This window comes from Microbacterium sp. SLBN-146, from assembly GCF_006715145.1.
Classification (GTDB): domain Bacteria; phylum Actinomycetota; class Actinomycetes; order Actinomycetales; family Microbacteriaceae; genus Microbacterium.
Genome location: NZ_VFMR01000001.1, coordinates 134,280 through 160,929, shown reverse-complemented (window position 1 = coordinate 160,929; position 26,650 = coordinate 134,280). Strand labels below are relative to the sequence as shown.

Genomic DNA, 26,650 nt, shown 5'->3' with positions numbered 1-26,650 from the left:
ATCAAAACGGCAAGTTTCGCGTCTTGCACGGCCATCGGAACCCCGACCGCGCGAACTGCGCGGATCTCGTGGTCACGCGGGAACAAATCGGCAAGCGCGCCGCTTAGAATCAAGATCACCCCGAATTTGCTACCCGTGGGCGGCCCCTGGGCCGATCACACCCCGCCGCAGGAGATCACATGGAGTACAACGACCCGTTCGGAATCGTCGGTCTGACCTACGACGACGTGCTGCTCCTTCCGGGGCACACCGACGTCATCCCGAGCGAGGCGGACACCTCCTCCCGCGTGACGCGTCGCATCACCGTCGCGACACCCCTCATCTCCAGCGCCATGGACACCGTGACCGAGGCCCGCATGGCCATTGCCGTCGCGCGCGAAGGTGGGCTCGGCATCATCCATCGCAACCTCTCGATCGCCGACCAGGCGGCGATGGTGGACCGGGTCAAGCGCAGCGAGTCCGGCATGATCACCGACCCCATCACGACGACGCCGGACGCGACGATCGAAGAGGTCGACGCCCTGTGCGGCGAGTACCGCATCTCGGGTCTCCCCGTCATCGACGATGACGGGCGTCTCGTCGGCATCATCACGAACCGCGACATGCGCTTCGTCTCGGGCTTCGAACGACAGACCACCGTCGTTCGCGACGTCATGACGACCGAGGGTCTCGTGACCGGTCACGTCGGGATCGGTGCGAACGACGTCATCGCCCTCTTCGCACGTCACCGCGTCGAGAAGCTGCCCCTCATCGACGACGACGGCAAGCTCGCGGGACTCATCACCATCAAGGACTTCGACAAGAGCGAGAAGTATCCCCTCGCGACGAAGGACGAGCACGGACGACTCCGCGTGGGCGCCGCGATCGGCTTCTTCGGCGACGCGTGGGAGCGCGCCGAGGCGCTGCGCGACGCGGGGGTCGATGTCCTGGTCGTGGACACGGCCAACGGGCAGTCCGCGGGTGTCATCGACATCGTCCGCCGGATCAAGGCCGACGACTCGTTCGCACACATCGATGTCATCGGCGGGAACGTCGCGACGCGCGAGGGCGCTCAGGCGCTCATCGACGCGGGAGTCGACGCCGTCAAGGTGGGCGTCGGGCCGGGATCGATCTGCACGACGCGCGTCGTCGCGGGCGTCGGCGTCCCGCAGGTGACCGCCGTCTACGAGGCATCCCTCGCCGCGCGCGAAGCGGGCGTTCCCGTCATCGCCGACGGTGGACTGCAGTACTCGGGCGACATCGCGAAGGCGCTCGTCGCGGGGGCGGATGCCGTCATGATCGGCTCGCTCTTCGCGGGCACCGACGAATCGCCCGGCGAGATCGTCTTCCAGGGTGGCAAGCAGTTCAAGCAGTACCGCGGCATGGGATCGCTCGGGGCGCTCCAGACGCGTGGCAAGAAGACGTCGTACTCCAAGGACCGGTACTTCCAGGCCGACGTTCCCAACGACGACAAGCTCATCCCCGAGGGCATCGAGGGTCAGGTCGCGTATCGCGGACCCGTCTCGGCCGTCGCCTACCAGCTGGTCGGAGGTCTTCGGCAGTCGATGTTCTATGTCGGCGCCCGCACGATCGACGAGCTCAAGGCGAAGGGCAAGTTCGTGCGGATCACGGCGGCGGGCCTCAAGGAGTCGCACCCGCACGACGTGCAGATCGTGGTCGAGGCGCCCAACTACAAGCGCTGACCGGCTGCGGGAGAGATATCTCTCGCTAGTCTGAGCGGCATGGCACGCGAGCAGAGACCTGTCTTCTACTCGGCCGCGCGCGTCGAGTCGTACACGGATGCCGTCATCGCGATCGCGGCGACGCTTCTCGTGCTCGACCTCACGACGACGGCGCTCGGCACCGTCGACTCCGATGCATCCCTGTGGGCAGCCCTCGGCGGGATGTGGCCGAACTTCCTCTCGTTCGCCATCAGCTTCGCGCTGCTGAGCGGCCTGTGGGTCATCCACATGACGCAGTTCCGACTCATCGCGCGCGCGGATGCCGTGCTGCTGTGGCTCAACAACGGCCGACTGCTCTTCATCGTGCTGATCCCCTTCACCACGAGCCTCGTCGACGAGTACTCCGAGTACCTCGCGGGCCGCATCCTGCTGCCGATCAACTTCTTCCTCGCGACGGCGATGGGCGTCGCCACGTGGACGTGGGCCGCCGCGAAGAACGGGCACCTGCTCAAGGACGATGCCAAGGCGGAAGCTGCCGCGGGGGGAAGCGACGGACTCGTCGCGCTCGCGTGCGGCGCGGTGACGATCGTCCTGGCCCCCTGGATCGGATCGTGGGCGTTCCTCGCCTACGTCTTCAACGCGCCGCTCTCTGCGGTGATCCGACGACGTGGTGCGGGGCGGGTCGAGTCGACCGGGCATTCCGGGGGCTGACGGATGCCGCGCCCCGGCGTATCGTCTGGGGCATGTGCCGCAGCATCCACACTCTCCACAACTTCGAGCCGGCCGCGACGTCCGAGGAGATCCACGCCGCCGCCCTGCAGTACGTCCGCAAGATCGCGGGCACGACGAAGCCGTCGAAGGTCAATCAGGAGGCCTTCGACCGCGCCGTCCACGAGATCTCGCACGCGACGCAGCACCTCCTCGACGCGCTCGTGACGAACGCGCCGCCGAAGAACCGCGAAGAAGAGGCGGCCAAGGGCAAGGCCCGCGCCATCAAGGCCGGCCGCTACGCCGCCTGAAGGCGCGCTGCCACCGCCGGCATCCGGTGTCCGGTTGCCGAGAAGACGCAGAACGTCGTTCTCGGGCCCAATTCCGCGCAGTTCGGGTCTTCTCGGATCCCGAGGTTCGGCCTGAGCCCGGTGCCCGAGGCCCGGCGCCCGGTTGCCGAGAAGACGCAGAGCGTCGGGTTTGGGTCCGAAAGTACGCAGTTCGGGTCTTCTCGGCGGGTAGGGGGTGGCCCCGAGTAGGCTGATCGGGTGAGCATGGACATCGAACTCGGTCGCGCCAAGCGCGCGCGTCGCGCCTACACGTTCGACGACATCGCGGTCGTGCCCTCGCGGCGCACGCGCAATCCGGAAGACGTCTCGACCACGTGGTCGATCGACGCCTTCAGCTTCGACATCCCGGTACTCGGGGCTCCGATGGACTCCGTCGTGAGCCCCCGCACCGCGATCATGCTCGGGCAGCTCGGCGGGCTCGGCGTCCTCGACCTCGAGGGCCTCTGGACCCGCTACGACGACCCCGAGCCCCTGCTCGCCGAGATCGCGGGCATGGACAAGGGCGACGCGACAGGACGGATGCAGGAGCTCTACACCGAGCCGATCAAGCCCGAGCTCGTGCGCGACCGCCTCGCCGAGATCCGCGCGGCCGGTGTCACTGTCGCCGGTGCCCTCACCCCTCAGCGCACGCAGGACCTCTACGAGACCGTCGTCGCGGCCGGTGTCGACCTCTTCGTCATCCGGGGAACGACCGTCTCGGCCGAGCACGTCTCGAGCGTCGACCAGCCGCTCAACCTCAAGAAGTTCATCTACGACCTCGACGTGCCGGTCATCGTGGGCGGCGCCGCCACCTACACGGCCGCCCTCCACCTCATGCGCACCGGCGCGGCGGGCGTGCTCGTCGGCTTCGGCGGGGGAGCGGCATCGACGACACGGGCGACCCTCGGTCTCCACGCTCCGATGGCGACGGCCGTCGCCGATGTCGCCGGCGCGCGTCGCGACTATCTCGATGAGTCGGGTGGCCGCTACGTCCACGTCATCGCCGACGGTGGAGTGGGCACGTCGGGTGACATCGTCAAAGCCCTCGCCATGGGAGCGGATGCCGTCATGCTCGGCGTCGCGCTCGCTCGGGCGACGGATGCGCCTGGTCAGGGATACCACTGGGGTCCGGAAGCGCACCACGCGCGGCTCCCGCGCGGACGCCGCGTTCGCGTCGAGCAGGTCGCGCCGCTCGAGGAGATCCTCTACGGGCCGGCGCCCGTCGCCGACGGCACCGCGAACCTCATCGGGGCTCTCCGCAAGTCGATGGCGACGACGGGCTACTCCGACCTGAAGGAATTCCAGCGCGTCGAGGTGGTCGTCGCGCCGTACAGCACGCGATGACGTCCGTCATGTCTGACGTGTCCGCGCCGGAGGAACCGCCCGAGGTCTTTCCGCCGACGCTGCGCGAGGTCATGCTGCGGCCGCAGTGGATCGCGATGCTGCTGCTGTGTCTCGTCGTCGCGGGTGTCTTCGCGTGGCTCGGGCAGTGGCAGCTCGGGCGGGCGATCGACACGAACCCCGCGCCGCCGGGGGCGACGGAGGACGTCCGTCCTCTCGCCGACGTGGCCGGCCCGGGCGAGTACCTCCCGGAGCCGCTCGTCGGTCAGCGCGTCGAGGTGTCGGGCTCGTGGGTTCCCGGCGACTTCCTCATCGTCGAGTCCCGCTTCAACGACGGCGTCGAGGGCTACTGGGTGACCGGGCAGTTGCGGATCGCCGACGTCCTCGTCCCGACCTCGGTCGCGGTCGCGATCGGATGGGCGCCGACGCTCGACGCGGCGGAGTCGGCTGCCGCAGAACTCGACGACGAGGCCGGCGCACCCGTCACGGTGACGGGTCGCCTGATCTCCGACGAAGGTCCCTTCGTCCCCGGACGCGGCGCCGATCCCTTCGCGATGAGCCGGATGTCACCGGCCGCTCTGCTGAGCAGATGGCACGACACCGAGGGGCTCGACGTCTACCGCTCCTACATCGCGTCGCAGACCGCGGCGGCATCCCTCGACGACATCTCATCGCCGCCGCCCGCCGAGCAGAACCCCGTCAACTGGCTCAACATCTTCTACGCCGCCGAGTGGGCCGTCTTCGCGGGCTTCGCCTTCTACCTCTGGTACCGCCTTGCCAAGGACGCGTGGGAGAAGGAGCTCGAAGACCTCGAAGACGAAGCCGCCGCGAGTTCCTGACCCCGGCCGGCTGGTTCAGAGGCGCGTGGCCGGGAGATGAACGGGCGGTTGTCTACGCCTGTTCGGTCAGTGCTGCCTTTCTCGTGCCCGCTCCTCGAGAACGCTGGTCTCATGCGGCTGAATGAACACTCGGCAAAGAGCGGAAGAAGTCGCCTCAGGATGCCGCGCCCGCTCGCCAGACTCTGAATCGAGCGCGTCGTTCCGTGACGTGCCGCGCCCCCCGGCGCTCGTCGAGCCGGCACCCGAGCCGGTGTTTCCAAGAGGTGATTCCGCGTGCCCCGATTCGGCCGTCCCGCGATGATCACGGCAGCAGCAACTGTCGCGATCCTCGGTCTGACCAGCATGGCGGGGGGTGTCGCCGTTGCGGCGTCCACCCCCGGAGGCGGCCTGGCGCCACCCGCCATCGATCCCGCCATCGTTCACACTCCGACGGCGGTTCCCGATCGCGTCATCCTGACGCCGACGGTGACCCCGGAGACCAGCCAGTCGGTGACGTGGCGCACGTCGGATGCCGTCACCACCCCGCAGGTGCAGTGGGCGCTGAGCGGCCCGAGTGTCATCTCGGGTCAGCAGACCGTGACGGCGACATCGACGATCGAGTTCGAGGCGAACCTCGGCTACGACGTCGCGCACCACACCGCGAGGATCGAGGGACTCGAACCCGACACGACATACGTGTATCGGGTCGGCGACGGTGAGACCTGGTCGGAATGGCTCGAGTTCACCACCGCGGCAGACGCCGTCGGAGGGTTCAGCTTCCTCGCCCAGGGCGACGCGCAGAACGACAACAAGGCGTACACGTCGCGCGCGTTCCGAGCGGCGTTCGAGGCGCGCCCCTACGCACGTGCCGTCGTGCACGCGGGCGACCTCATCGACACCGAGACGAGCGACTCCGAATGGGGCGAGTGGCACGAGGCTGCCGCTTTCGCCAATCAGTACCTCAACGTGATCGCCTCGACGGGCAACCACGAGTACTACCCGGGTCCTGACCTTTCGCGGTACTGGGGCGCCCAGTTCGCGTATCCCCTGAACGGACCGGAGGGGCAGCCGACGCTTGCCGAGACGGTCTATTTCGTGGACTACCAGGGCGTGCGCTTCATCAGCCTCGACAGCATGCAAGCCATGAACACGGCGAACCGCGCGGCCCAGACGGCGTGGCTCGAAGGCGTCCTCGCCGACAACCCGAATGAGTGGACGGTCGTCACGTTCCACCACCCGATCTTCTCGGTCACGAGCGGTCGCGACAACGCCGGGCTCCGGGAGTCGTGGCTTCCGATCTTCGAGAAGTACGACGTCGACCTCGTTGTCCAGGGTCACGATCACGCCTACGGTCGCGGAAACCTGATCGCCAACGAGCAGGATCTCCCCGAGGGGGTCGACCCCGAGACGAGCCACACGGGTCCCGTCTACCTCGTGAGCGTCGCGGGGCCGAAGATGTACGTGCCCGATCCCGCCGAGACCAACAACTGGATCACGAACGGCGCGAACCTCCGCGTCATGGGACGTGACGTGCAGCTCTTCCAAACCGTCGACGTCACCGATGACGGGCGTATGCACCTCGAAGCGCGCACGGTCGACGGCGCGCTGTTCGATTCCTTCACCATCACAAAGACCGCCGACGGCAAGGTCGTGACGGATGACGTGGCGTGGGCCGGCGGTCCCGGTTCGACGCGCGAGGGCATCGCGCCTCCCGCGCTGCCGACGGACCCCACCGATCCCACGGACCCGACCGATCCGACGGATCCCACCGACCCGACCGATCCGGGCGAGGAACAGCCGACCCTGTCGCTCAGCGACACGTCGGTCGCTCCCGGTGGGCAGCTGACCGTATCGGGTGCCGGGTTCGGCGGGGGTGAGCGCGTCGCCGTCGAGTTGCACTCGACCCCCGTGACGCTCGCGCTGTCGACCGCGACCGACACCGGCGCGATCTCGGCAACCGTCACGATCCCTCAGGACACGGCGCCCGGTGAACACTCGATCGTCGTGCGCGGCCTCGAGTCCGGGCTGACGGCTCGCGTCGACATCGTCGTGACCCGCGCACCCGGTGCCCCCACCGCCGCGCTCCCCGCCACGGGCGGCGCGCTGCCGATCGGCCTCATCGCCCTCGGCGCCCTCCTCACCGCGGGCGGCGGCATCGTCCTTTCCCGCACGTTCCTCCGCAACCGAAAGGCGGCATGACGATGGCTCGTCATCGCACATTCCCGCGCCTCGTGGCCGGCGGCATCGCTGTCGCCGTCGCCCTGGCGGGTGGCGCGCTCGTCGCGACGCCGGCCCAGGCGGCATCCGTTCCCGCTGAAGAGCGCTACGCACCCATCCGCGTGCCCGACCGCATTACTCTCGTGCCGGGTGAAGACCCGACGACGCAGCAGGTGATCTCGTGGCGTTCATCGACTGAGGTCAAGGATGGTTTCGTCGAGTTCCGCTCGCTCACTCCCGCGCCCTACCCGGCCGGGGTGCAGAAGACGCTCGCGCAGTCGAGGGTCGAGCAGACCACCGATCTCGGTTACACGCAGGCCATTCATACCGCGACACTGTCGGCTCTGCAGCCCGGCGTCGCCTACATGTATCGCGTCGGCGACGGCACGAACTACAGCGAATGGCAGGACTTCGAGACGGCGTCGGCCGCGGCGGACAACTTCTCGTTCATCTATCTGGGTGACATCCAGAACGGCATCCACTCGGATGCGTCGCGCGTGGTGCGCAACGCCTTCCGCGACCGGCCGAACGCCGACCTCGTGCTGCAGATCGGCGACCTCGTGAACGACGCCGAGTCGGATGCGCAGTGGGGTGAGCTGTACGACGCGTTCTCGTACACGCTCGGCACGCAGCAGTTCCTCACGACGCCGGGCAACCACGAATACGAGGGCCGCCTGTCGCAGCAGTGGCAGAACCAGTTCACGTACCCCGACAACGGACCCTCCGGCGAGGGCGAGATCTACGACGACCTCGAAGGATCGGTGTACTTCACCGATCACCAGGGCGTGCGCTTCGTGTCGCTCAACAGCAACATCGTGAGCACCGAGGCGCTCGCGATCCAGGGGGCGTGGCTGGACACCGTCCTCGCCGAGAACCCTGGTGAGTGGGCGGTCGTCTACTTCCACCACCCGGTCTACTCGCTCGACGAGGGCCGCAACAATCTCGGCATCCGTCAGGCGTGGGGACCCATCCTCGAAAAGCACAATGTCGACCTCGTGCTGTCGGGGCACGACCACGCCTACGGGCGGGGCAACCTCCTCGCCAACGAGCAGAACCTGCCCGAGGGTGCGGATCCCGAGCTGAGCCACACGGGGCCCGTCTACGTGTCGTCGAGCGTCGGATCGAAGTTCTACGAGACCGGTCCGCGCCACTGGAACGAGAACGACGCTCATCTGCGCCGCCTCGTCGCCGGGATGCAGACCTACCAGGTCGTCGATGTCGCGAACGGCACTCTGCGGTTCGAGTCGCGCACGGCGGACGGATCGTTCCTCGACGGGTTCACGATCACGAAGAAGGACGGGAAGAAGCTCGTCGTCGACGGCGTCGAGCCCCAGGTCATCGACCCGGGAACGCCTGCTCCCTGCCTCGGCTGCGAGCCCAATCCCGACCCGACCGATCCGACCGATCCCGAGGAGCCGACCGGCGACTTCGTGTACGAGCAGACGGCTCAGCTCGACGCCGTCATGCCCAACAGCGTCGGCGGCGACCACACGGCGGCGCTCCCCGCGGGCGTTACGTACGACCAGGGGCGCGATGTGCTATACCTGGGCGACCAGAACGGGAAGAAGATCTTCGAGATCGATCCCGACACGGATGCCGTGCTGCGCGAGATGACCCTTCCGGAGAACATCCGCGACCTCGGGATCGACGAAGAGAACCAGCTTCTCTATGTCGGCCAGCAGAACCGCAACTGGGTCGTCGTCTCGATCGCCGACGCGACGTTCGGTGAGATCGTGCGCGGACCGTACCCGATCATCGAATCGCAGCGGTCGATCGATGTCGACCCCGTCAACGACTTCGTGTACGTCGCGGTTCCCGCGCGTGGCGTCGAGGTCTTCCGGGCGTCGACGGGCGTGTCGCTCGGTGTCATCAACGGGACGGCGGATGCGTACTACGTCGCGGCCGACTCCGCGACGGGCACGATCGTGACGACGAAGTTCCAGGGTGTTCCGGGTACTCCCGACCTCCAGGCCTTCGCCGCGAACGACGGCTTCCGCCTCCTGTGGGAGAAGGAAGCGCGCGCCGGTGCGCGTCAGGTCGACATCGACAGCGAGCAGGGTCTCCTCTATGTCGGATACACCGGCACGGGCGCGGACGCCGGTGGCTTCTCGGTGCACTCGCTCGCGAGCGGCGCCCTGCTGGCCGACCAGGTCGGACCGGAGTTCGGCAAGGACGGCTACGGCATCGTCGTGGACGAGGAGCAGCAGCGCGTGTTCGTCGCCAACCGCGACTTCCGCCTGAACCCTCCCGGCGAAGAGCTCGTTCCGTACGCCGTCACCGAGAGCACGCGCGTCGTCGCACCGCCGGCGGAGGCGTATGCGTACGAGCACCTGACGCACCTCGACTCGGTCATGCCGAACAGTGTCGGCGGTGCCCACACAGCGGCGCTCCCGGCGGGAGTCGCGTACCACCAGAGTCGCGACGTCCTGTATCTGGGCGACCAGAACGGGCGGAAGGTGTTCGAGATCGATCCGGACACGGATGCCGTGCTGCGTGAGATGACCCTCCCCGAGAACATCCGCGACCTCGGCGTCGACGAGGAGAAGGAGCTTCTCTACGTCGGTCAGCAGAACCGCAACTGGGTCGTCGTGTCGATCGCCGACGCGACATTCGGGCAGGTCGTCCGCGGGCCGTATCCCATCATCGAATCGCAGCGCTCGATGGATGTCGACCCCGTCAACGACTTCGTCTATCAGGCGGTCCCTGCCCGCGGTGTCGAGGTCTTCCGGGCCTCGACGGGTGAGTCGCTCGGTGTCATCAACGGGACGGCGGATGCGTACTACGTCGCCGCCGATCCCGCGACCGGCACCGTCGTGACGACGAAGTTCCAGGGTGTTCCGGGTACTCCCGACCTCCAGGCCTTCGCCGCGAACGACGGCTTCCGCCTCCTCTGGGAGAAGGAAGTGCGCGCGGGTGCCCGCCAGGTCGACATCGACAGCGAACGCGGCCTTCTCTACGTCGGGTACACCGGCACGGCGGCGGATCGCGGCGGCTTCTCGGTGCACGCCCTCGAGACTGGTGCGCTCCTCGTCGACCAGGTCGGACCGGAGTTCGGCAAGGACGGCTATGGCATCACGGTTGATGAGGAGCACCAGCGCGTGTTCGTCGCCAACCGCGACTTCCGCCTGAACCCTCCGGGCGAGGAACTGGACGCGAAGGCTGTGACGGTCAGCATCCGCACGGGTGACGACGACCCGACGGACCCGACCGATCCCACGGACCCGACCGACCCGACCGATCCGACGGACCCGACCGATCCGGTCGAGGAGCCCTACACGGCGACCGCACTCACGGCGATCCCGACCGAGACGCCCGAGGGAGCCGATGAGATCCGTCCCGTCGGCTCGGCGGTGGACCCCGAGACGGGTCTGCTCTACCTCGCCGACGAGATGCGTCCCGCTCGCGTGCACGTCATCGATCCGAAGACCGACAAGGTCGTGCGCACCCTTTCGGCGCCCACGACCGATCCGGTCCAGGACGGACTGCGCGACCTCGCGTTCGACGCCGCGACGGGAAACATCACGGTGGCGTTCGGCAGCAACTGGGTCGTCATGGATGCCGAGACCGGCGCCAAGGTGGCGGGTCCGTTCGCCTTCTCGGGCGGCGTGCGAGGACTCGACGCCGACTTCACGGGCGGTCGTGTGTTCGGCGGACTCCGAGGCTCCGGCTTCGAGGTCCGTGATGCCGCGACGGGCGCTCTCATCCGGACCGTCGACGGTCCCGCCGACGGTGGTGCATGGCGCACGCACGGCGTCGCCTACGACGCGGCGAACGACTTGATCTACGTCAGCAACAGCGACGCAGAGGGATCGACACAGGGCATCCGCGTCTACAGCAGTGCGGACTACGCCCTGCTGGACACGCTCGCCATCGGCGGTGCGGACTTCCGCTCGATCGCGGTCGACCCGGCGACGGGAACGGTCGTGGTCGGTCACCAGGGGATCACGTTCGATGCATCCGGCGCGTCCGTCTACCGTGCGAGCGACCTGACGCTCGTGGAGCGTCTGTCGGCGCACAAGTACGGCAACAAGGTGTACGGAGTCTCGATCGATCCGGCATCCCACATGCTGTACGTCTCGGCGCGCGACCGGTTCCCGGCGGGGATCGTGCGGGTCGCCCTTCCGGCCGAACTGCCCAAGGCGGAGGAGCCGGTCGAGCCGTGGATCGCGCGAGCGCTCGCGGCGATCCCGACGGAGGCGACCGAGCCCGAGGTGCGGCCCGTCGGGTCGGCGGTCGATCCCGAGACCGGGTTCGTCTACCTCGCCGACGAGATGCGCCCCGCGCGCGTCCACGTCGTCGACCCGGCGACGGATGCCGTCGTGCGCACGATCTCCGCTCCCACGGCAGATCCTGTTCAGGACGGCCTGCGCGACATCGCCTACGACGCCGCCAACGGCCACCTCTACGTCGCCTTCGGGAGCAATTGGGTCGTCATGGATGCCGAGACGGGCGAGCGCGTCCGTGGTCCGTTCGCCTTCACGGGCGGCGTGCGCGGGATGGACGTCGACCTCGTCAACGGTCGCGTGTTCGGCGCCGTCCGCGGCGGTGGCTTCGACGTCATGGATGCCACGACGGGCGAGCTCATCCGCACGGTCGCCGGCCCCGCGGACGGCGGAGCGTGGAGCACCCACGGTGTCGCCTACGACGCGGTGAACGACCGGATCTACGTCAGCAACAGCGACGCGGCCGGCTCGACGGAGGGCATCCGGGTCTACGGGGGAGCGGACTACGCGCTCCTCGACCGCCTCGCGCACCCGAACGCGGACTTCCGCTCGATCGCGGTCGACGCGGAAGCCGGCATCGTCGTCGTCGGGCACCAGGGCATCACGTTCGACGCGTCGGGTGCGAGCGTGTACTCGACGGCCGACCTGTCGCTCGTGCAGCGCCTCAGCGCCCACGCGTACGGCAACAAGGTCTACGGCGTCTCCATCGACGCCGAGCGCGACCTGCTGTACGTGTCGGCGCGTGACCGGTTCCCCGCCGGTCTCATCCAGGTGACGCTCCCCGCCGCCGGCTGAGCGTTCACGAACCGCCGTCTCACCCCGCTCGCTCGGGTGAGGCGGCGGTTCGCCGTCGGCGCGGTCGGGTCAGTGCCCCCGGGTAGAATGGGCGTCATGCCCCGTGCCCCCAAGCTCGCCTCTTTCCCGGCGATCCGCGGAGCGACGCGGTTCTACGAGATCTGCTCCACCATCACGGGCGTCGGCCTGCTTCTGCTCGTCGCCGAGATGATCCTCAAGTACACGCCGCTGCACGTCGAGCTCTTCGCGGGCGGTTCTGGCGGGTTTCTCTGGTTCGCTCCCGTCATCGCGGGTCCCGGATGCGAGTGGTGGTCGCTCTTCCTCCCGATGACCAACGACTGCGAGATGATCTCCGTCGGAGACGGCTTCAACATCTCGCTGTTCATCCTGGTCGCCCACGGCTGGTTCTACGTCGTCTACCTGATCTCGTGCTTCCGCGTCTGGAGCCTCATGCGCTGGCCGTTCCCGCGGCTCGTGGTCCTGGCGCTCGGCGGCATCGTCCCCCTCCTCTCCTTCTTCATGGAAGCACGCGTCGCCCGCGAGGTGCGCGGGTATCTCGCAGCACGTGAAGCGGCCGAAGCATCCCCCGACACGATCCCCGCAGCGGAAGGTTCCCGTTGACCGAGCAGACCGAAACGTCGCAGCGCCCCGTCCTCGTCGTCGACTTCGGCGCGCAGTATGCGCAGCTGATCGCCCGACGCGTCCGAGAGGCGGGCGTCTACAGCGAGATCGTCCCCCACACGGCCTCGGCCGCCGAGATCGCCGCGAAGAACCCCGTCGGCATCATCCTGTCCGGCGGTCCGTCGTCGGTGTACGAGCCCGGTGCCCCGTCGCTCGACAGCGGCGTCTTCGAGCTCGGCGTCCCGACGCTCGGCATCTGCTACGGCTTCCAGGTCATGGCGCAGGCCCTCGGCGGCGAGGTCGCGCACACGGGTCTTCGCGAATACGGTGCGACGGATGCCGTCGTCGCCAACGACGGCGGGGTGCTCCTCGCCGATCAGCCCACCGCGCAGAACGTGTGGATGAGTCACGGCGACCAGGTCGCACGCGCACCGGAGGGCTTCGACGTACTCGCCTCGACGGCGGCGACACCCGTCGCGGCGTTCGGGAGCGATGAGAAGCGTCTGTACGGTGTCCAGTGGCATCCCGAGGTCAAGCACACCGACCACGGACAGAAGGTCATCGAGAACTTCCTGCACAAGGCCGCCGGCCTCCCCGCCGATTGGAACAGCGGCAACGTGATCGCCGAGCAGGTCGCGCGGATCCGCGAACAGGTCGGATCGGGTCGCGTGCTGTCGGCGCTCTCGGGCGGCGTGGACTCGGCCGTGTCGACGGCGCTCGTCCACGAGGCCGTCGGCGATCAGCTCGTCGCGGTCTTCGTCGACCACGGGCTCCTCCGCAAGGGTGAGCGCGAGCAGGTCGAGAACGACTACGTCGCTTCGACGGGTGTGCGCCTCGTGACGGTCGACGCGCGCGAGCAGTTCTTGAACGCACTCGCGGGCGTCAGCGACCCCGAGCAGAAGCGCAAGATCATCGGCCGCGAGTTCATCCGCTCGTTCGAGAAGGTCCAGGCCGATCTCATCGCGGAAGCCGCCGCCGAGGGCGAGCCGATGCGCTTCCTCGTGCAGGGGACGCTCTACCCCGATGTGGTGGAGTCCGGTGGCGGAAGCGGAACAGCCAACATCAAGTCGCACCACAACGTCGGCGGTCTTCCCGAAGACCTTCAGTTCGAACTCGTCGAGCCGCTGCGGACCCTCTTCAAGGACGAAGTGCGCGCCATCGGCCGCGAACTCGGACTCCCCGAAGCGATCGTGGGCCGCCAGCCCTTTCCGGGGCCCGGCCTCGGCATCCGGATCGTCGGTGAGGTCACCGCTGACCGCCTCGAGATTCTGCGTGACGCCGACGCCATCGCCCGCGAAGAGCTGACCAAGGCGGGGCTCGACGGAGAGATCTGGCAGTGCCCCGTCGTGCTCCTCGCAGACGTGCGTTCCGTCGGCGTGCAGGGCGACGGCCGCACGTACGGGCATCCCATCGTGCTGCGCCCCGTGTCGTCGGAAGACGCAATGACCGCCGACTGGACTCGTCTTCCCTACGACGTGCTCTCGCGCATCTCCAACCGCATCACGAACGAGGTCCGCGAAGTGAACCGCGTCGTGCTCGACGTCACGTCGAAGCCCCCCGGCACCATCGAGTGGGAGTGACGACGGGCGACACAGACGCGCCCCGTGGGATGATGGCGCGATGACACGTCGCTACGTCAAGCCGACCGGAATCGACGGAGTCTTCAACGGCGTCGTGGGATGGCTGACGAAGATCGGGCTGCCGCTCGCCGGCAGTCGCGTGCTGTCGGTCCGCGGTCGATCGAGTGGGGAGTGGCGATCGACGCCCGTCAATCCGCTCCGCGTCGGCGGCGAACGATATCTCGTCTCGCCGCGCGGTCATACGCAGTGGGTCCGGAACATCCGCGTCTCCCGTGAGGGACGCCTCGCGAGTGGGCGCCGCATCGAGGAGATCCGTATCGACGAAGTGCCCGACGCCGAGAAGCCGCCGATCCTGCGCGCCTACCTCACGGCATGGGCGTGGGAGGTGGGGCGCTTCTTCGAGGGTGTCGACGCGTCATCGCCCGACGAGCGTCTGCGCGAGATCGCGCCCGATTTCCCGGTCTTCCGCATCGTGGCGGCATCCTGATGGCTGAGTTCCCCGAGGCGGAGTACGTCATCCTCTCCAGTCGGCTCATCCCCGACATGGACGGCGGATACACCCTCGCCACCCTGGCTCGAGCCCGTCAGATGGCGGCGGCGGGAGTGCACGGAGGGCGAGGGCCGCTGCTCCTGACCGTCGATCCCGGCACCCCGGCTGATCACGCCCGCCACCGCGCGGCGTTCGACGGACGCGACCTCATCACGTCTCCCGACCGCATGCGCAACCTCTTCGACGAGGCGGCCGCGGACAACGGCGGTGCCGCCGGATGGCTCCTCGACGCGGTGCATCCGGGGGATCCTGATCCTGCCCTGGAGTACCGCGTCGTCGCCGACGCTTCGGGAGGCCCGGCCGTCGGGCTCCCCGTCATCGCGGGTGATCCCGACTGGCACATCAGCGACGCCCCGGTCGTCGCCTACGACTCTTCCGGACGCGTCGCCGGTGTCGTCGACGGCTTCGGCGCCCTGTATCGCGCATGGCTCGCCGCCGTCGTCGAGGGACTTCGAGCGGATGCCGCGGACCGGCCCGTCATCGTGATCTGCGAGTCCCGTCAGCTCGGCGAGCTCATCGCGGGGTGGGACGACGAGTCCGTCCGACTGCTGCACACCGTGCACACGGTCCACCTGGAGCCGCCGTACACGCCCGACGCTCCCGTCAATGCCCTGTGGGAGCGGTGGTTCTCACTCGCGGAGAGGTTCGACGCCGTCCTGTGGCCCACGGAAGCCCAACGGGCCGACGTGACCGACCGCTTCGCAGACACCGGCGTGCACCTTGTCGTGCCGCACGGCGTCGAGGCCGCGGCATCCGTCCCTTCCTCGTCTGAGAGGGTGCACGGCCGCGTCGTGATGCTCAACCGGCTCGCGCCTGGAAAACGGCTCGATCACGCCGTTCGGGCGTTCGCCGACGTCGTCGCGCGCGTGCCCGACGCGACGCTCGACATCTACGGTGACGGCCCCGAGAAGGCTGCCGTGCAGGCGCTCATCGACGAGCTCGGCCTCGAAGCGCGCGTCGTGCTGCGGGGCTCGACCGAGCAGCCGGGTCGGGTGCTGCGTGAAGCGGCGGCCTACCTCTCGACGTCCGCGTACGAAGGCCAGGGCCTCGCGATCGTGGAGGCGCTCGCCGACGGATGCCCCGTCGTGTCGTACGACGCGCCGTACGGCCCGCGGGAGCTCCTCGGCCGCGGCGGTGGCGTGCTCGTTCCCGACGGTGACGTCCCCGCGCTCGCAGACGCGATCGTCAGCGTGCTGAGCGACCCGGACCTGCACCACCGCCTGGCCGTCGAAGCCGTGCAGTCGGCGCGAGCGGTCGACCCCGCACACGCCATGGCGGCGCTCGCGCAGGCCGCGCGCGACGTTCTCGGACGCCCGAGCCGCCGCCGCTGACACGGGCCGTGTGTCATAACTCCGTCTGAGCGGGGGCTGCGGCACCCTGACCGGGACGCAAGGGGCACCTGAGGTGGAGTTATGGCACGCCGGCTTGCGGTATCCGTCTTGTCAGCGACCCGGCCAGGTCTTGCCCGCCCACGGGTCGTAATCGGCGAGCAGTTTCTCTTGCGGGGGCCTCTCCGCCTCGGGCACGTGCTGCAGGTTCACGCGCACGCGGTACCAGAGCGACGACGAACCCCGCATTCCGTCCACCAGTTCGTCAGCGGGATGAAGCTGCGCGGCGGCGGCGGGATGCTGCGCCTTCCATTGCGTCAGCGCCGCAACGGCTTCGGGCTTCGTTTTCGTACGCGCGATCTCGATGAGCGGCATCGTCGATGCGCGGCGTCCCGACCCGTCCGTCCCACGCGGGGGCTTCTCCGCGGGGCCGAGGTCGGCGGCGAGCTGGAGGAGGCCGTCGAGGGTTCCCGGCGCGGCATCGATCCCTTCGTGCGGATCGCCGATGTCGGCGTAGCGGGCCGGGACGGTGCGGACGGTGAACTCCTCGGGACGTCGCACGCGGACCTCGTCCCATTCGAGCGGCGTCGACACGCGGGCATCCGGAAGCGGTCGCACGGAGTAGGCGGAGGCGACCGTGCGATCCTTGGCGTTCTGATTGAAGTCGACGAAGACGCTCTCGCCGCGTTCCTCTTTCCACCATCGCGCCGTCGCCAAACCGGGTGCGCGGTTCTCGACTTCGCGGGCGAGGGTTTCCGCGGCGAGACGGACGTCGCGGAAGTCCCACCGCGGGGCGATGCGGACGAGGATGTGGAGGCCGCGCGATCCGCTCGTCTTCGGCCAGCCGACGAGCCCGACGTCGTCGAGCACCTCGCGTGCCACGAAGGCGACGTCGACGATCTGCGACCAGTCGACGCCGGGCATCGGGTCGAGGTCGATGCGCAGCTCGTCGGGGTGATCGAGGTCCTCGGCGCGCACCGGGTGGGGGTTGAGGTCGAGGCACCCGAGGTTGACGATCCAGGCCAGGCCCGCGGCATCCCTGATGACGGCCTCCTCCGCGGAGGTGCCTCGCGCGTAGTGGAGCGTCGCGGTGTCGATGAAGTCGGGGTGGTTCTCGGGCACGCGCTTCTGGAAGAACGCCTCTTCGGCGATGCCCTTCACGAAGCGCTTGAGGACCATGGGGCGTCCGCCCGCGCCGCGCAGCGCGGCGTCCGATACCGAGAGGTAGTACTCGACGATGTCGAGCTTCGTCAGCCCGGGCTCGGGGAACACGACCTTGTCGGGGCTCGAGATACGCACCTCGTGGCCGCCGACGTCGAGGAACACTTCCTTGCGCGCGCTCACCCCGCTCACGCTACCCCCTCGGCCCGGCTCCGGCCCGGCTCGGGCTCCTGTCCGCCGAGAAGACCCGAACTGCGGCCTTTCGCCGCGGAATCGCGCAGTTCGGGTCTTCTCGGCAGCGGGGCGCCGGGCGGCGGCGCGGCGCGAGGGTCGGCCCGGCACGGTGAGGGTACGGATGCCGAGAAGACTCGAACTGCTGGCGCGGACGCCGAAATCGGACGGTTCGGGTCTTCTCGGCGACAGGGGCTCGGGTTCACGCCGGCGGGCCGGGTGCCGGGTTGCGGCGGGGCGGGGCGGGGGAGCGGATCAGGCGGAGAGGGCGAAGGGGGTGCGGCGCGCGGGCTCGGCGGTGGCACGGGAGCGGTCGCGGAGATCCTCGACGACGCCCGCGGCCAGGTCGAGCAGCGACTGATCGAGGGCGCCGGCGATCGCGGCGACCATCTCGCTCGAGGGTTCCTTCAAGCCGCGCTCGACCTCGGACAGATACTGCGGTGACACCCCGGCGCGCTCGGCCGTGTCGGTGAGTCGCTCGCCGCGCTCGTGCCGCAGGTGCCGCAGGCGCTCACCCACGAGCTCCCGCCACAAGGGTTCCGGTGTCGGAGCGCTCTTCGTCGGCATCGGGATGAGCTCGGCCATGGCCATACGGTACGTGAGCCACGGCGATCGCGTCGGGAGGTTCCGCTCACGGCAGAACGCCGTGTCGGCCGACGTCACAGTGAGAGGAACCCGCGGGCGAGAAGCCACACGGCGAACACGATGGACGCGACCGCAGCGAGCGAGAGTGCGACCCGATGCCCGCTCGTGCCGTCTCCGCCGCGCCACGCGCGAACGAGCAGGACGACGAGCACGATCGTGGACGCGATCCCGACGAACGGCAGCAGGACGAGAGGCCATGCGCCCGCGGGCAGTCCGAAGTCGAGAAGGACGGGATCGGCGCGGATCGCGATCGCCGCGAGCGCCCCCGCATACGCGAGGTTCGCCGCAGCCGCGACAGACGCGGCGAGGACGGCACCCTCCGGCGCCGGGCCGCGTCGCCGCGCGAGCCACATCACGCCGTAGGACATGCCGTAGACGAGGGTCGCGCCGAGCGCGAGGAGGAGCACCGCCGCGAGCCCGAGCTGAACGGGGTCGCGGTCGCGGGCGAGATCGCGGTCCAGACGGTACATCGCCGAGGAGGGGTCGATGTCCGCCGTCGTGAGGAAGGCGGTGCTCGCGGCGCGCCCGATGCACGGCGCGCTGGGAGCGACGGTCGGGTCGCGCAGGAAAGCCGCCGCGACGGATGCCGCGCACGCGTCGAAGTCCGCCCGCCACACGGCGCCCTGGCCCATGTTCGCGAAGTCGACGACGAATCCCTGCGAGAGCCCCTCGGCGGCGGTGGCGGCCCAGCTGGGCGGCGTCTGAGGATCGAGGCCGCCCGTGGCGATGAGTGTCGGGATGCCGCTGGTCACGGCCGCCCTCTCGTTATCTCCGAGCGCCGCGACACCCCAGGCCTCGCACTCCTCCCTCACGGGAGGCACGCGGAGATGATCGAGCAGGGGGTCCGCGCCGAGAGCCTCCTGAATGCGCGCGTCGTCGTTGAACGGCACCTCCTCGGCACACTCGAGTGAGAGTTCAAGACCCGTTCTCGCTTCGAACCCCGCGAGGTTCGCTTCGACCAACGGGAGGATGACGTCGTCGTTGCCTGCGGAGAGCTGATCGATCACGAACGGCAGAATGCGCGCCGAGCGCGGGTCGCGAAGCGCCGAGGTGAGGCCGTCGAGCACCGCGGCATCCGTCAACTCGACGCGGAGCGCGGATCGCTCCACCGGCGCCGTCGCCTCGATCGTGATCGGCGCGTCGGCGGCACGATCGAGGACGTCCTCCAGACTCTCCCTCAACTCCGGGTAGGCCGTCCGGCAGCGCTCGACACTCTCGCACCGGGCCAGAAGTGCCGAAAGGGCGTCGAGGGTCGCCGCGGGCGCGGCTTCGTAGCGGTTCAGCTGAGGCGGATAGGCGCCGTCGAGGATGACCGCGCGCAGTCCATCGGGGCGGTCGCGCATCGTCGTCAGCGCGAGGCGGGAACTGTAGGAACGCGCGTAGAGATTCCAGGCGTCGTAGCCGAGCACGGCGCGAAGCTCGGCGAGGTCCGCGGCTGTCGCGGCGCTCGTGTATGCGCCGAGGTCGACGCCGTCTTCCGTGAGGCGATCACGGCATCGCTCGATCTGCCGCACGCGCCGGACGTCGGCAGCGTCCCCGGAGAGGAGCGTGCCGTCATCGATGAACTGCGTCAGCGACAGCTCGGGGCACGCGAGCGAGGGCTCCGCCCGCAGCCCGCCGCGCTGCTCGATCAGGATGAGGTCGCGCCCGTCCGTCGCCCACTCGGCGTCCGCGAGGAAGGACGGCAGTTCCCCGGTCGTCACCCCATCCGGACCGCCCGTGGGGATGACGAGCGGATCGGCGGCAGGATCGGCCGAATTGCTTTCGATGATCGTGACCGGAAGCTCGAGCGTGCGCTCGGGGTCGGCACCGTCGCCGCGACGCTCCGGCACGGTCAAGGTGCCGCACCGCACGCGGTCGCGGTAGGCGAGGGGGAGTTCCTCGACGCACTCGTCCACGTCGTACGTCGCGGCGGGAGCAGGGACGGGAGCTGCTGTGGCGCGCGAAGGCGAACCGGCATCCGTGAGAGAGAAGGCTCCCGTGAGAGCGGCTACGACGAGGGTCCTCGCGAGCAGTTTCGTGAACGGATGCCGCGACGCACTCATCCCGACACTATAAGCGGCGACGAGAAACCGGCCGTGCGGGAACGACGAAGGGCCGCCCGCAGGCGACCCTTCGTGCGAACGCTGACGCGGAGACTAGTTGCTGCCGCGGACGATCGCGATGATGCGCAGGATCTCGACGTAGAGCCAGACGACGGTGACCATGATGCCGAAGCCGCCGAGCCAGCCGTACTGACGCGGGGCGCCGTTGCGGACGCCGCGCTGGATCGAATCGAAGTCGAGCACGAGCGAGTAGGCGGCCATGATGACGACGAACACGCCGATGATGACGCCCCACGGGATGCCGAGCGGGCCCTCCTGGCTCAGCAGGCCGAAGGGGCCACCCGCGATCGGAGCGTTGAAGACCATGAGCAGGACGTTCACGAGCGAGAAGGCCAGGTAGCCGAACATCGCGATGAGGAAGATCTTCGTCGCCCGCTTCGACGCGCGGATCTTGCCGCTCGCGAAGAGCGCGAGGGTCACGCCGACGACCGAGAGGGTCGCGAGCGTCGCCTGCAGGACGATGCCCTCGAACATCATCTCGAAGAAGGCCGAGATGCCTCCGACGAAGAGTCCCTCGAACGCGGCGTACGCGAAGATCAGCGCGGGGCGGATCTTCTTGCGCGACGTGAAGATGATGACCATCGAGAGCACGAACCCGACGAGCGCGCCGATGATCCAGGGAAGGATCGTGGGTGCGCCGGTCTCGGCGACGGGTGCCATCGTCCAGATCCAGCCCGCGACGGCGCCGACGAGAAGGATGCCGAAGAGGCCTACCGTCTTCCAAATGGTGTCTTCGTACGACATGCGGTCGGTCTCGACCGCGCCCGCCGAAGGGGCTGCGTACATGCCCTCGAGGTGGGCCTGCGCGGCGGCGTCGGTGCCGGCTCGCTGGGCGGTCGCGAACTGCGTGTTGCCGCCCAGGTTGGCCGCCTGCGAGCCGCCGGGGTACGTGCGGACGGCCTTCGGGTCCTGGAAGGCCGGGTTGTTGAATGCGGGGTTGTTGAGGGCCACTGCTCTCACACTCCAAAGTCGGGGTTGCCAGCGCTGTGCTGTACTGGCGTCAACGATACCGGACGGGTGCCCCACGGCTCCCTGACGACGACTGTGAGTGGGCTATGAGCGCCGTTCACGCGGCCGCGTGACACGGATGCGACGGGGTGCGCGCACTAGCCTGGGACGGTGCCGCGCCGCCATCCGCTCGTCATCGGCCACCGGGGCGCCCCCGGGTATCGGCCCGAGCACTCGCGCTCGTCGTACGACCTCGCGCTGGCGATGGGTGTGGACGCCGTCGAACCCGACGTCGTCGTCTCGAAGGACGGCGTGCTCGTCGTGCGTCACGAGAACGAGATCTCCGGGACGACGGATGTCGCCGAGCGTCCCGAGTTCGCCGGTCGACGGGCGACGAAGACGATCGACGGGAAAGAGCTCACCGGCTGGTTCACGGAGGACTTCACGTGGGACGAACTCGCGAGGCTGCGGTGCCGTGAGCGGCTTCCCCAGGTGCGTCCCTCGAGTTCTTCCTTCGATGACGAGCAGCCGGTGCTGCGACTCCGGGACGTCCTCGACCTCGTGCGCGCGGGCTCGCTCGAACAGGGACGCGAAGTCGGCGTCGTGCTGGAGATCAAGCACGCGACCTACTTCGAGAGCCTCGGGTGGGACGTCGCCGACCTCGTCCACGCGGAGCTCGATGCCGCCGGCTGGAGCCGCGGGCAGCTGCCGCTCACGATCGAGGCGTTCGAATCGACCGTGCTGCTGCGCCTGCGGGAACGCGGCATCCCTGCGCTGTACATCTACCTGCTGGAGGCCGCGGGGCGCCCGTACGACCTTGTGGTTCGGAAGGGCAAGGGGGCGCCCACGTACCGCGAGACCGCGGCGCCCGCGGGCCTCGACGCGCTCGTCGGCCTCGTCGACGGGATCAGCGTCGACAAGAGGATGATCCTCGCCCCCGACAAGCTCGGCCGGCTGACGGGACCGACCCCGATCGTCGCCGACGCGCATGCGCGCGGGCTACGGGTCTTCACGTGGACATGCCGCCCCGAGAATACGTTCCTCATCGGCCAGTTCCGGTCGTCTCGTTCGCCCGGCGCCTTCGGCGACTGGCAGGGAGAGTGGGGCGTGATCCGGGATGCCGGTGTGGACGGCGTTTTCGTCGACCATCCGGATCTCGGCGTCGGATTCTTCCGGGAGGGTCCGTGAGGCCTCCCCTGCGGCTCGTGCTCCTCGTGTTCGCGGGCGGCGTGATCGGCACGGCGGCCCGCGAGGCGGTCGTGCTCACGGCGGCGGGGGAGGGTGGCATCCCGTGGGGAGTGCTCACCGTGAACCTCGTCGGGTCACTGGCACTCGGCCTGCTCATCGGGGCCCTGGGTCGTCGCGAGGAGACGCCGCGACGGCGCGAGATGCGGCTCTTCGTCGGAACGGGCGCCATCGGCGGGTTCACGACGTACAGCGCGCTCGCGACGGACACGGCGCTCCTCCTCCAGTCCGAGCCGGGGGTGGGCGTTCTCTATGCCGTGGGCAGTGTCGCGGGCGGCCTGGTGCTGGCCGCGATCGGGCTCGTTCTCGGGAGGCGCTTGCCGCCGCGGCATCCCACGACGACGGATGCCGCACCATGAACGCCCTCGTCTTCGTGCTGGCAGCGCTCGGGGGAGGCATCGGTGCGGCGGCGCGGTTCGTCGTCGATGCCGCCGTCACGCGGATGCTGGGAACCCGGTTCCCGTGGGGGATTCTCGTCGTCAACACGACGGGTTCGCTCCTCCTCGGGTTCGTGACGGGCCTCGCGGAGGGGGAGGCCGCGTGGCTCTTCGTCCTCGGGGCCGGTGTGCTCGGCGGCTACACGACGTTCAGCACCGCGATCGTGGACACCGTGCTGCTCGTCGAACGCCGTGCCTGGGGGAGCGCGCTCGCGAACGCCCTGGCAACGGTGCTGGTGACGGTGCTCGCCGCAGCTCTCGGGCTCCTCCTCGCCCGAGCGCTCTGACTCGTCCGCCCCGCGCCTCCCTCCCGCCCGTTGCCGAGAAGACTCAAACCGTCGCCAATTCGCTCTCTCGGGAGCAGTTCGGGTCTTCTCGGCGAAGGGCCCGGGGTCTTCGGTCGGGGCTGCCTCGCGTCGTCGAGAAGACTCGAACGGTTGTATCCGGGCCGATTTCGGCGCGGTTTGGGTCTTCTCGGCGGATCGGGCGAGCCGATGCCGCGGCGGACCGGGGCGCGATGCGGACCGGGCGAGCGGATGCCGCGGCGGGCCGGAGCGCGATGCGGACCGGAGCGCGGCGGGCCGGGGTGGGGGAATGCCGGGGTCAGGCGCGGGGGCGCGGGGGGCCGCTGCTCTCGCGGACGATGAGTTCCGTCGGGATGAGGGTGATGTCGGGGGCGCGGTCGGGGTCGGCCATCTGGGCGAGCAGGTTCTCCATCGCGATCCTGCCGACCTCGCGGAAGTTCTGCCGCACGGACGTCAGCGGCGGCCAGAAGGCGCGGGCCTCGTCCATGTCGTCGAAGCCGACGACGCTGACGTCACCGGGGATATCGCGCCCCAGCTCGTGGAACGCCTTCATCGCGCCGAGCGCCATCTGATCGTTCGCGGCGAACACGGCGGTCACCTCGGGGCGGCGACCGAGCTCGAGGCCGATGCGATACCCGCCCTCGGTCGTCCAGTCGCCGTGGTGCATCTCGGGAGGCTCGATCCCCGCGCGCTCGAGTGTCGCGCGCCACGACTCGGCGCGGTGCGAGGCGGAGAACGACGACGTGGGTCCGGCGATATGCCACACGTTGCGGTGGCCCAGCCCGAGCAGGTGCTCGGTGGCCTGGCGCGCGCCGAGCGCCTGATCCGTATCGACGACGGCGAGACCCGATCCCGCATTGGAGTCGATGACGACGACGGGAAGGCCCGGCGGCAGGGTGATCTCCACACGGTCGAGCAGCGACGCCTCGAACACGATGATGATGCCGTCGACGGCCTGCTCGGTGAGTCGGCGATAGGCGCCGGAGACCGCCCCCATCGTCGGGTCGGGGACGGGCATGAGGGTGAGCGTGTAGTCGGCGGCCCCTGCCTCCGTCGCGATCGCGTCGAGGGTCCGCACGTTCCCGAGCGTCTCGAGGGTGAACATGATGACGCCGATCGTGTGGAAACGCCCGTACTTCAAGGCTCGTGCTGCGCCGTTCGGCCGGTATCCCACGGCCCGCATCGACGCGAGCACCTTCTCGCGGGTCGACTGGTCGACGTTGTTCAGACCGTTCGCCACGCGGGACACCGTCTGCGACGACACGCCTGCGTGTCGAGCGACGTCGGCCATGGATGCCGCGCGTCGTCGTGATCTGTCGGTGCCCATCAGCGTCATCGCTCCCTGTTCCCCGTCTTCGTTGAAGCCTATCGTGTGCATGGTTACGCAAACATGTTATGCTCACGATCCGAGATGTTCGCGTAAACATCCGGGATCGATTTCAACGAAGGAATTGGACTATGACGACGGCGTCAGCACCGCCCGCGGCTCAGCCGCTCGTCCGCCGGTCCGCTCGTCCTCGCAGGGACTGGCGCGGATGGGCGTTCATCGGCCCCTTCATGATCGTCTTCGTCGCCGTGCTCGTGGCGCCGGTCGTGTATGCGCTCATCCTCACGCTTTTCCGCCAGCAGCTCGTCGGCGGCAACGCCTTCGTCGGACTGGAGAACTACGCGGCGCTCTTCCAAGACCCGAAGTTCTGGGAGTCGCTCTTCCGCGTCACGCTGTTCCTCGTCGTGCAGGTGCCGATCATGCTGGCGCTTTCGCTCGTCGCCGCTCTCGCCATCGACAGTGCGAGGCTCCACGGCAGCGGCTTCTTCCGCATCGCGATCTTCCTGCCGTATGCCGTCCCCGGCGTCGTCGCGGCCCTCATCTGGGGCTTCATCTACGGCAATCAGTTCGGACTGTCGGGCTCGATCAACGACCTCATCGGATTCGACCTGCTGCAGCCCTTCAGCAGCGAGTGGATCCTCGCCTCCATCGGCAACATCGTCACGTGGGAGTTCCTGGGCTACAACATGCTCATCTTCTACTCGGCGCTCAAGGTCATCCCCACCGAGCTGTACGAAGCGGCCGAGATCGACGGCGCCGATCAGTTCCGCATCATCTCGGGCATCAAGATCCCGGCTCTGCGCGGATCTCTCGTCATCGCCACGATCTTCTCGATCATCGGGAGCTTCCAGCTGTTCAACGAGCCCAACCTCCTCAAGAACCTCGCCCCCAACGTGATCTCGAGCTACTTCACGCCCAACATGTACGCGTACAACCTCTCCTTCGCGGGCCAGCAGTTCAACTACTCCGCGACGGTCGCCATCGTGATGGGGATCATCACGGCCGCGATCGCATACATCGTGCAATTGCGCGGCTCCCGACAGGAGGTGCGCTGAGATGAGCGTCCAGGCAGCGAACACCGCCGACTCGACCGAGGCCATCGTCCAGGCGCCCGCGAGGGCGTTCCGGCGTCGGCCCAACTACATCCGCCGCACGCCGCCGCGGCAGCGGAAGTCGATCGTCCTCACGATCGTCATGACCGTCTTCATCATCTACTCGATCGTTCCTCTCGCGTGGTTGCTCATCAACGCCACGAAGGACCAGGGCGACCTCTTCTCGACCTTCGGGCTGTGGTTCGGGTCGGACTTCAACCTGTGGCAGAACATCGTCGACACCCTCACGTACCGCAACGGGATCTTCGTGCAGTGGTTCGGCAACACACTGCTCTACGTCGTCGTCGGCGCGGGCGGTGCGACGCTCCTCGCGACCGTCGCGGGCTACGGCATGGCGAAGTACGACTTCCCCGGGCGTCGGGCGGTCTTCGCGGTCGTGCTCGGCGCGATCGCGATCCCCGGGACGGCCCTCGCGGTTCCCACGTTCCTGATGTTCAGCCAGCTGGGCCTCACGAACACGCCGTGGGCCGTCATCCTGCCCTCGCTCATCAGCCCGTTCGGTCTGTATCTCATCTGGACGTATGCCGTCGACGCGGTGCCCACCGAGCTTCTCGAAGCGGCGCGGATGGACGGATCGGGGGAGTTCCGGACGTTCTTCACGATCTCCCTGCGGCTTCTCGCCCCCGGCATCGTCACGGTGCTGCTGTTCGCCGTCGTCGCGACCTGGAACAACTACTTCCTCCCGCTCATCATGCTGAGCGAGCCGACCTGGTACCCCCTCACCGTCGGCCTCAGCCAGTGGAGCGCGCAGGCCTCGGGGGTGGCCGCGCAGCCGATCTACAACCTCGTCATCACGGGGTCGCTGCTCACGATCGTGCCCATCGTCGTGGCCTTCCTGTTCCTCCAGCGGTTCTGGCAGTCGGGCCTCAGCGCGGGAAGCGTCAAGCAGTGACCCTGACGGCGACCGCTCCACGCCCTTCCTTCTTCCCCGGGCACCCGCCCACTCCCTGCACAACGAAGTGA

At 68.8% G+C, this 26,650-nt stretch carries 21 protein-coding genes; 16 read left to right on the top strand and 5 right to left on the bottom strand.

Going from position 1 to position 26,650, the window contains the following annotated elements:
* Positions 1–179 precede the first annotated feature (179 nt).
* The 11 genes from guaB (at position 180) to FBY39_RS00485 (ending at position 16,174) form a co-directional block, all read left to right on the top strand.
* Positions 180–1,682: an IMP dehydrogenase gene (gene guaB, locus FBY39_RS00535; protein WP_141929743.1), complete on the top strand. Its 1,503-nt coding sequence runs from the start codon at positions 180–182 to the stop codon at positions 1,680–1,682.
* Between the two features lie 39 nt (positions 1,683–1,721).
* On the top strand, positions 1,722–2,372 hold the full coding sequence (locus FBY39_RS00530) for a TMEM175 family protein (protein ID WP_141929742.1): 651 nt from the start codon (positions 1,722–1,724) through the stop codon (positions 2,370–2,372).
* A 32-nt stretch (positions 2,373–2,404) separates the two neighbouring features.
* Positions 2,405–2,680 carry a DUF2277 domain-containing protein gene (locus tag FBY39_RS00525; protein ID WP_141929741.1) on the top strand — a complete coding sequence of 92 codons (276 nt, stop codon included), beginning with the start codon at positions 2,405–2,407 and terminating at the stop codon, positions 2,678–2,680.
* 243 nt (positions 2,681–2,923) lie between these two features.
* Positions 2,924–4,042 carry a GuaB3 family IMP dehydrogenase-related protein gene (locus FBY39_RS00520; protein ID WP_141933750.1) on the top strand — a complete coding sequence of 373 codons (1,119 nt, stop codon included), beginning with the start codon at positions 2,924–2,926 and terminating at the stop codon, positions 4,040–4,042.
* An 8-nt stretch (positions 4,043–4,050) separates the two neighbouring features.
* Positions 4,051–4,878 carry an SURF1 family protein gene (locus FBY39_RS00515; RefSeq protein ID WP_141929740.1) on the top strand — a complete coding sequence of 276 codons (828 nt, stop codon included), beginning with the start codon at positions 4,051–4,053 and terminating at the stop codon, positions 4,876–4,878.
* 273 nt (positions 4,879–5,151) lie between these two features.
* Positions 5,152–7,056: a fibronectin type III domain-containing protein gene (locus tag FBY39_RS00510; RefSeq protein WP_141929739.1), complete on the top strand. Its 1,905-nt coding sequence runs from the start codon at positions 5,152–5,154 to the stop codon at positions 7,054–7,056.
* A complete protein-coding gene (locus FBY39_RS00505) occupies positions 7,053–12,092 on the top strand; it encodes a metallophosphoesterase (RefSeq protein WP_141929738.1) in 5,040 nt (1,679 codons plus the stop codon). Before FBY39_RS00510 ends, FBY39_RS00505 begins: the two co-directional genes overlap by 4 nt.
* Positions 12,093–12,188: 96 nt before the next feature.
* Positions 12,189–12,713, top strand: a complete 525-nt coding sequence (locus FBY39_RS00500; protein ID WP_141929737.1) for a DUF3817 domain-containing protein — start codon at positions 12,189–12,191, stop codon at positions 12,711–12,713.
* The gene (gene guaA, locus FBY39_RS00495) at positions 12,710–14,293 is read left to right on the top strand and encodes a glutamine-hydrolyzing GMP synthase (protein ID WP_141929736.1); all 1,584 of its coding nucleotides are present in this window, start codon (positions 12,710–12,712) and stop codon (positions 14,291–14,293) included. The genes FBY39_RS00500 and guaA overlap by 4 nt, the downstream gene beginning before the upstream one ends.
* 40 nt (positions 14,294–14,333) lie before the next feature.
* On the top strand, positions 14,334–14,780 hold the full coding sequence (locus FBY39_RS00490) for a nitroreductase/quinone reductase family protein (protein ID WP_141929735.1): 447 nt from the start codon (positions 14,334–14,336) through the stop codon (positions 14,778–14,780).
* The gene (locus FBY39_RS00485) at positions 14,780–16,174 is read left to right on the top strand and encodes a glycosyltransferase (protein WP_141929734.1); all 1,395 of its coding nucleotides are present in this window, start codon (positions 14,780–14,782) and stop codon (positions 16,172–16,174) included. Before FBY39_RS00490 ends, FBY39_RS00485 begins: the two co-directional genes overlap by 1 nt.
* Positions 16,175–16,285: 111 nt before the next feature.
* Here FBY39_RS00485 and ligD read toward each other — a convergent pair whose 3' ends face one another.
* From ligD to FBY39_RS00465, 4 genes are all read right to left on the bottom strand, one after another.
* Positions 16,286–17,515 carry a non-homologous end-joining DNA ligase gene (ligD, locus tag FBY39_RS00480; RefSeq protein ID WP_141929733.1) on the bottom strand — a complete coding sequence of 410 codons (1,230 nt, stop codon included), beginning with the start codon at positions 17,513–17,515 and terminating at the stop codon, positions 16,286–16,288.
* 303 nt (positions 17,516–17,818) lie between these two features.
* Positions 17,819–18,148, bottom strand: coding sequence for a helix-turn-helix domain-containing protein (locus FBY39_RS00475; protein ID WP_141929732.1), 330 nt, complete (start codon positions 18,146–18,148; stop codon positions 17,819–17,821).
* Between the two features lie 74 nt (positions 18,149–18,222).
* Complete coding sequence (locus FBY39_RS00470; protein ID WP_141929731.1) at positions 18,223–20,253, bottom strand: alpha/beta hydrolase; 2,031 nt, start codon at positions 20,251–20,253, stop codon at positions 18,223–18,225.
* Between the two features lie 93 nt (positions 20,254–20,346).
* Positions 20,347–21,264: a Bax inhibitor-1/YccA family protein gene (locus tag FBY39_RS00465; protein WP_141933748.1), complete on the bottom strand. Its 918-nt coding sequence runs from the start codon at positions 21,262–21,264 to the stop codon at positions 20,347–20,349.
* A 168-nt stretch (positions 21,265–21,432) separates the two neighbouring features.
* Between FBY39_RS00465 and FBY39_RS00460 the strand changes: the two genes are divergently transcribed.
* The 3 genes from FBY39_RS00460 to FBY39_RS00450 are packed head-to-tail and all read left to right on the top strand — an operon-like array spanning position 21,433 to position 23,230.
* Complete coding sequence (locus tag FBY39_RS00460) at positions 21,433–22,449, top strand: glycerophosphodiester phosphodiesterase family protein (protein WP_141929730.1); 1,017 nt, start codon at positions 21,433–21,435, stop codon at positions 22,447–22,449.
* Positions 22,446–22,865, top strand: a complete 420-nt coding sequence (locus FBY39_RS00455; RefSeq protein ID WP_141929729.1) for a CrcB family protein — start codon at positions 22,446–22,448, stop codon at positions 22,863–22,865. Before FBY39_RS00460 ends, FBY39_RS00455 begins: the two co-directional genes overlap by 4 nt.
* Positions 22,862–23,230, top strand: a complete 369-nt coding sequence (locus FBY39_RS00450; protein ID WP_141929728.1) for a CrcB family protein — start codon at positions 22,862–22,864, stop codon at positions 23,228–23,230. Before FBY39_RS00455 ends, FBY39_RS00450 begins: the two co-directional genes overlap by 4 nt.
* A 316-nt stretch (positions 23,231–23,546) precedes the next feature.
* Here FBY39_RS00450 and FBY39_RS00445 read toward each other — a convergent pair whose 3' ends face one another.
* On the bottom strand, positions 23,547–24,584 hold the full coding sequence (locus tag FBY39_RS00445) for a LacI family DNA-binding transcriptional regulator (protein ID WP_141933746.1): 1,038 nt from the start codon (positions 24,582–24,584) through the stop codon (positions 23,547–23,549).
* 122 nt (positions 24,585–24,706) lie between these two features.
* On the opposite strand from FBY39_RS00445, the gene FBY39_RS00440 reads away from it, so the two are divergent.
* Together FBY39_RS00440 and FBY39_RS00435 are read left to right on the top strand one after the other, a co-directional pair.
* Positions 24,707–25,630, top strand: a complete 924-nt coding sequence (locus tag FBY39_RS00440) for a carbohydrate ABC transporter permease (protein ID WP_141929727.1) — start codon at positions 24,707–24,709, stop codon at positions 25,628–25,630.
* A 1-nt stretch (position 25,631) separates the two neighbouring features.
* Positions 25,632–26,579 (top strand): carbohydrate ABC transporter permease, encoded by a 948-nt coding sequence (locus FBY39_RS00435; RefSeq protein WP_141929726.1) that lies wholly within the window; start codon positions 25,632–25,634, stop codon positions 26,577–26,579.
* The last annotated feature ends 71 nt before the right edge of the window (positions 26,580–26,650 follow it).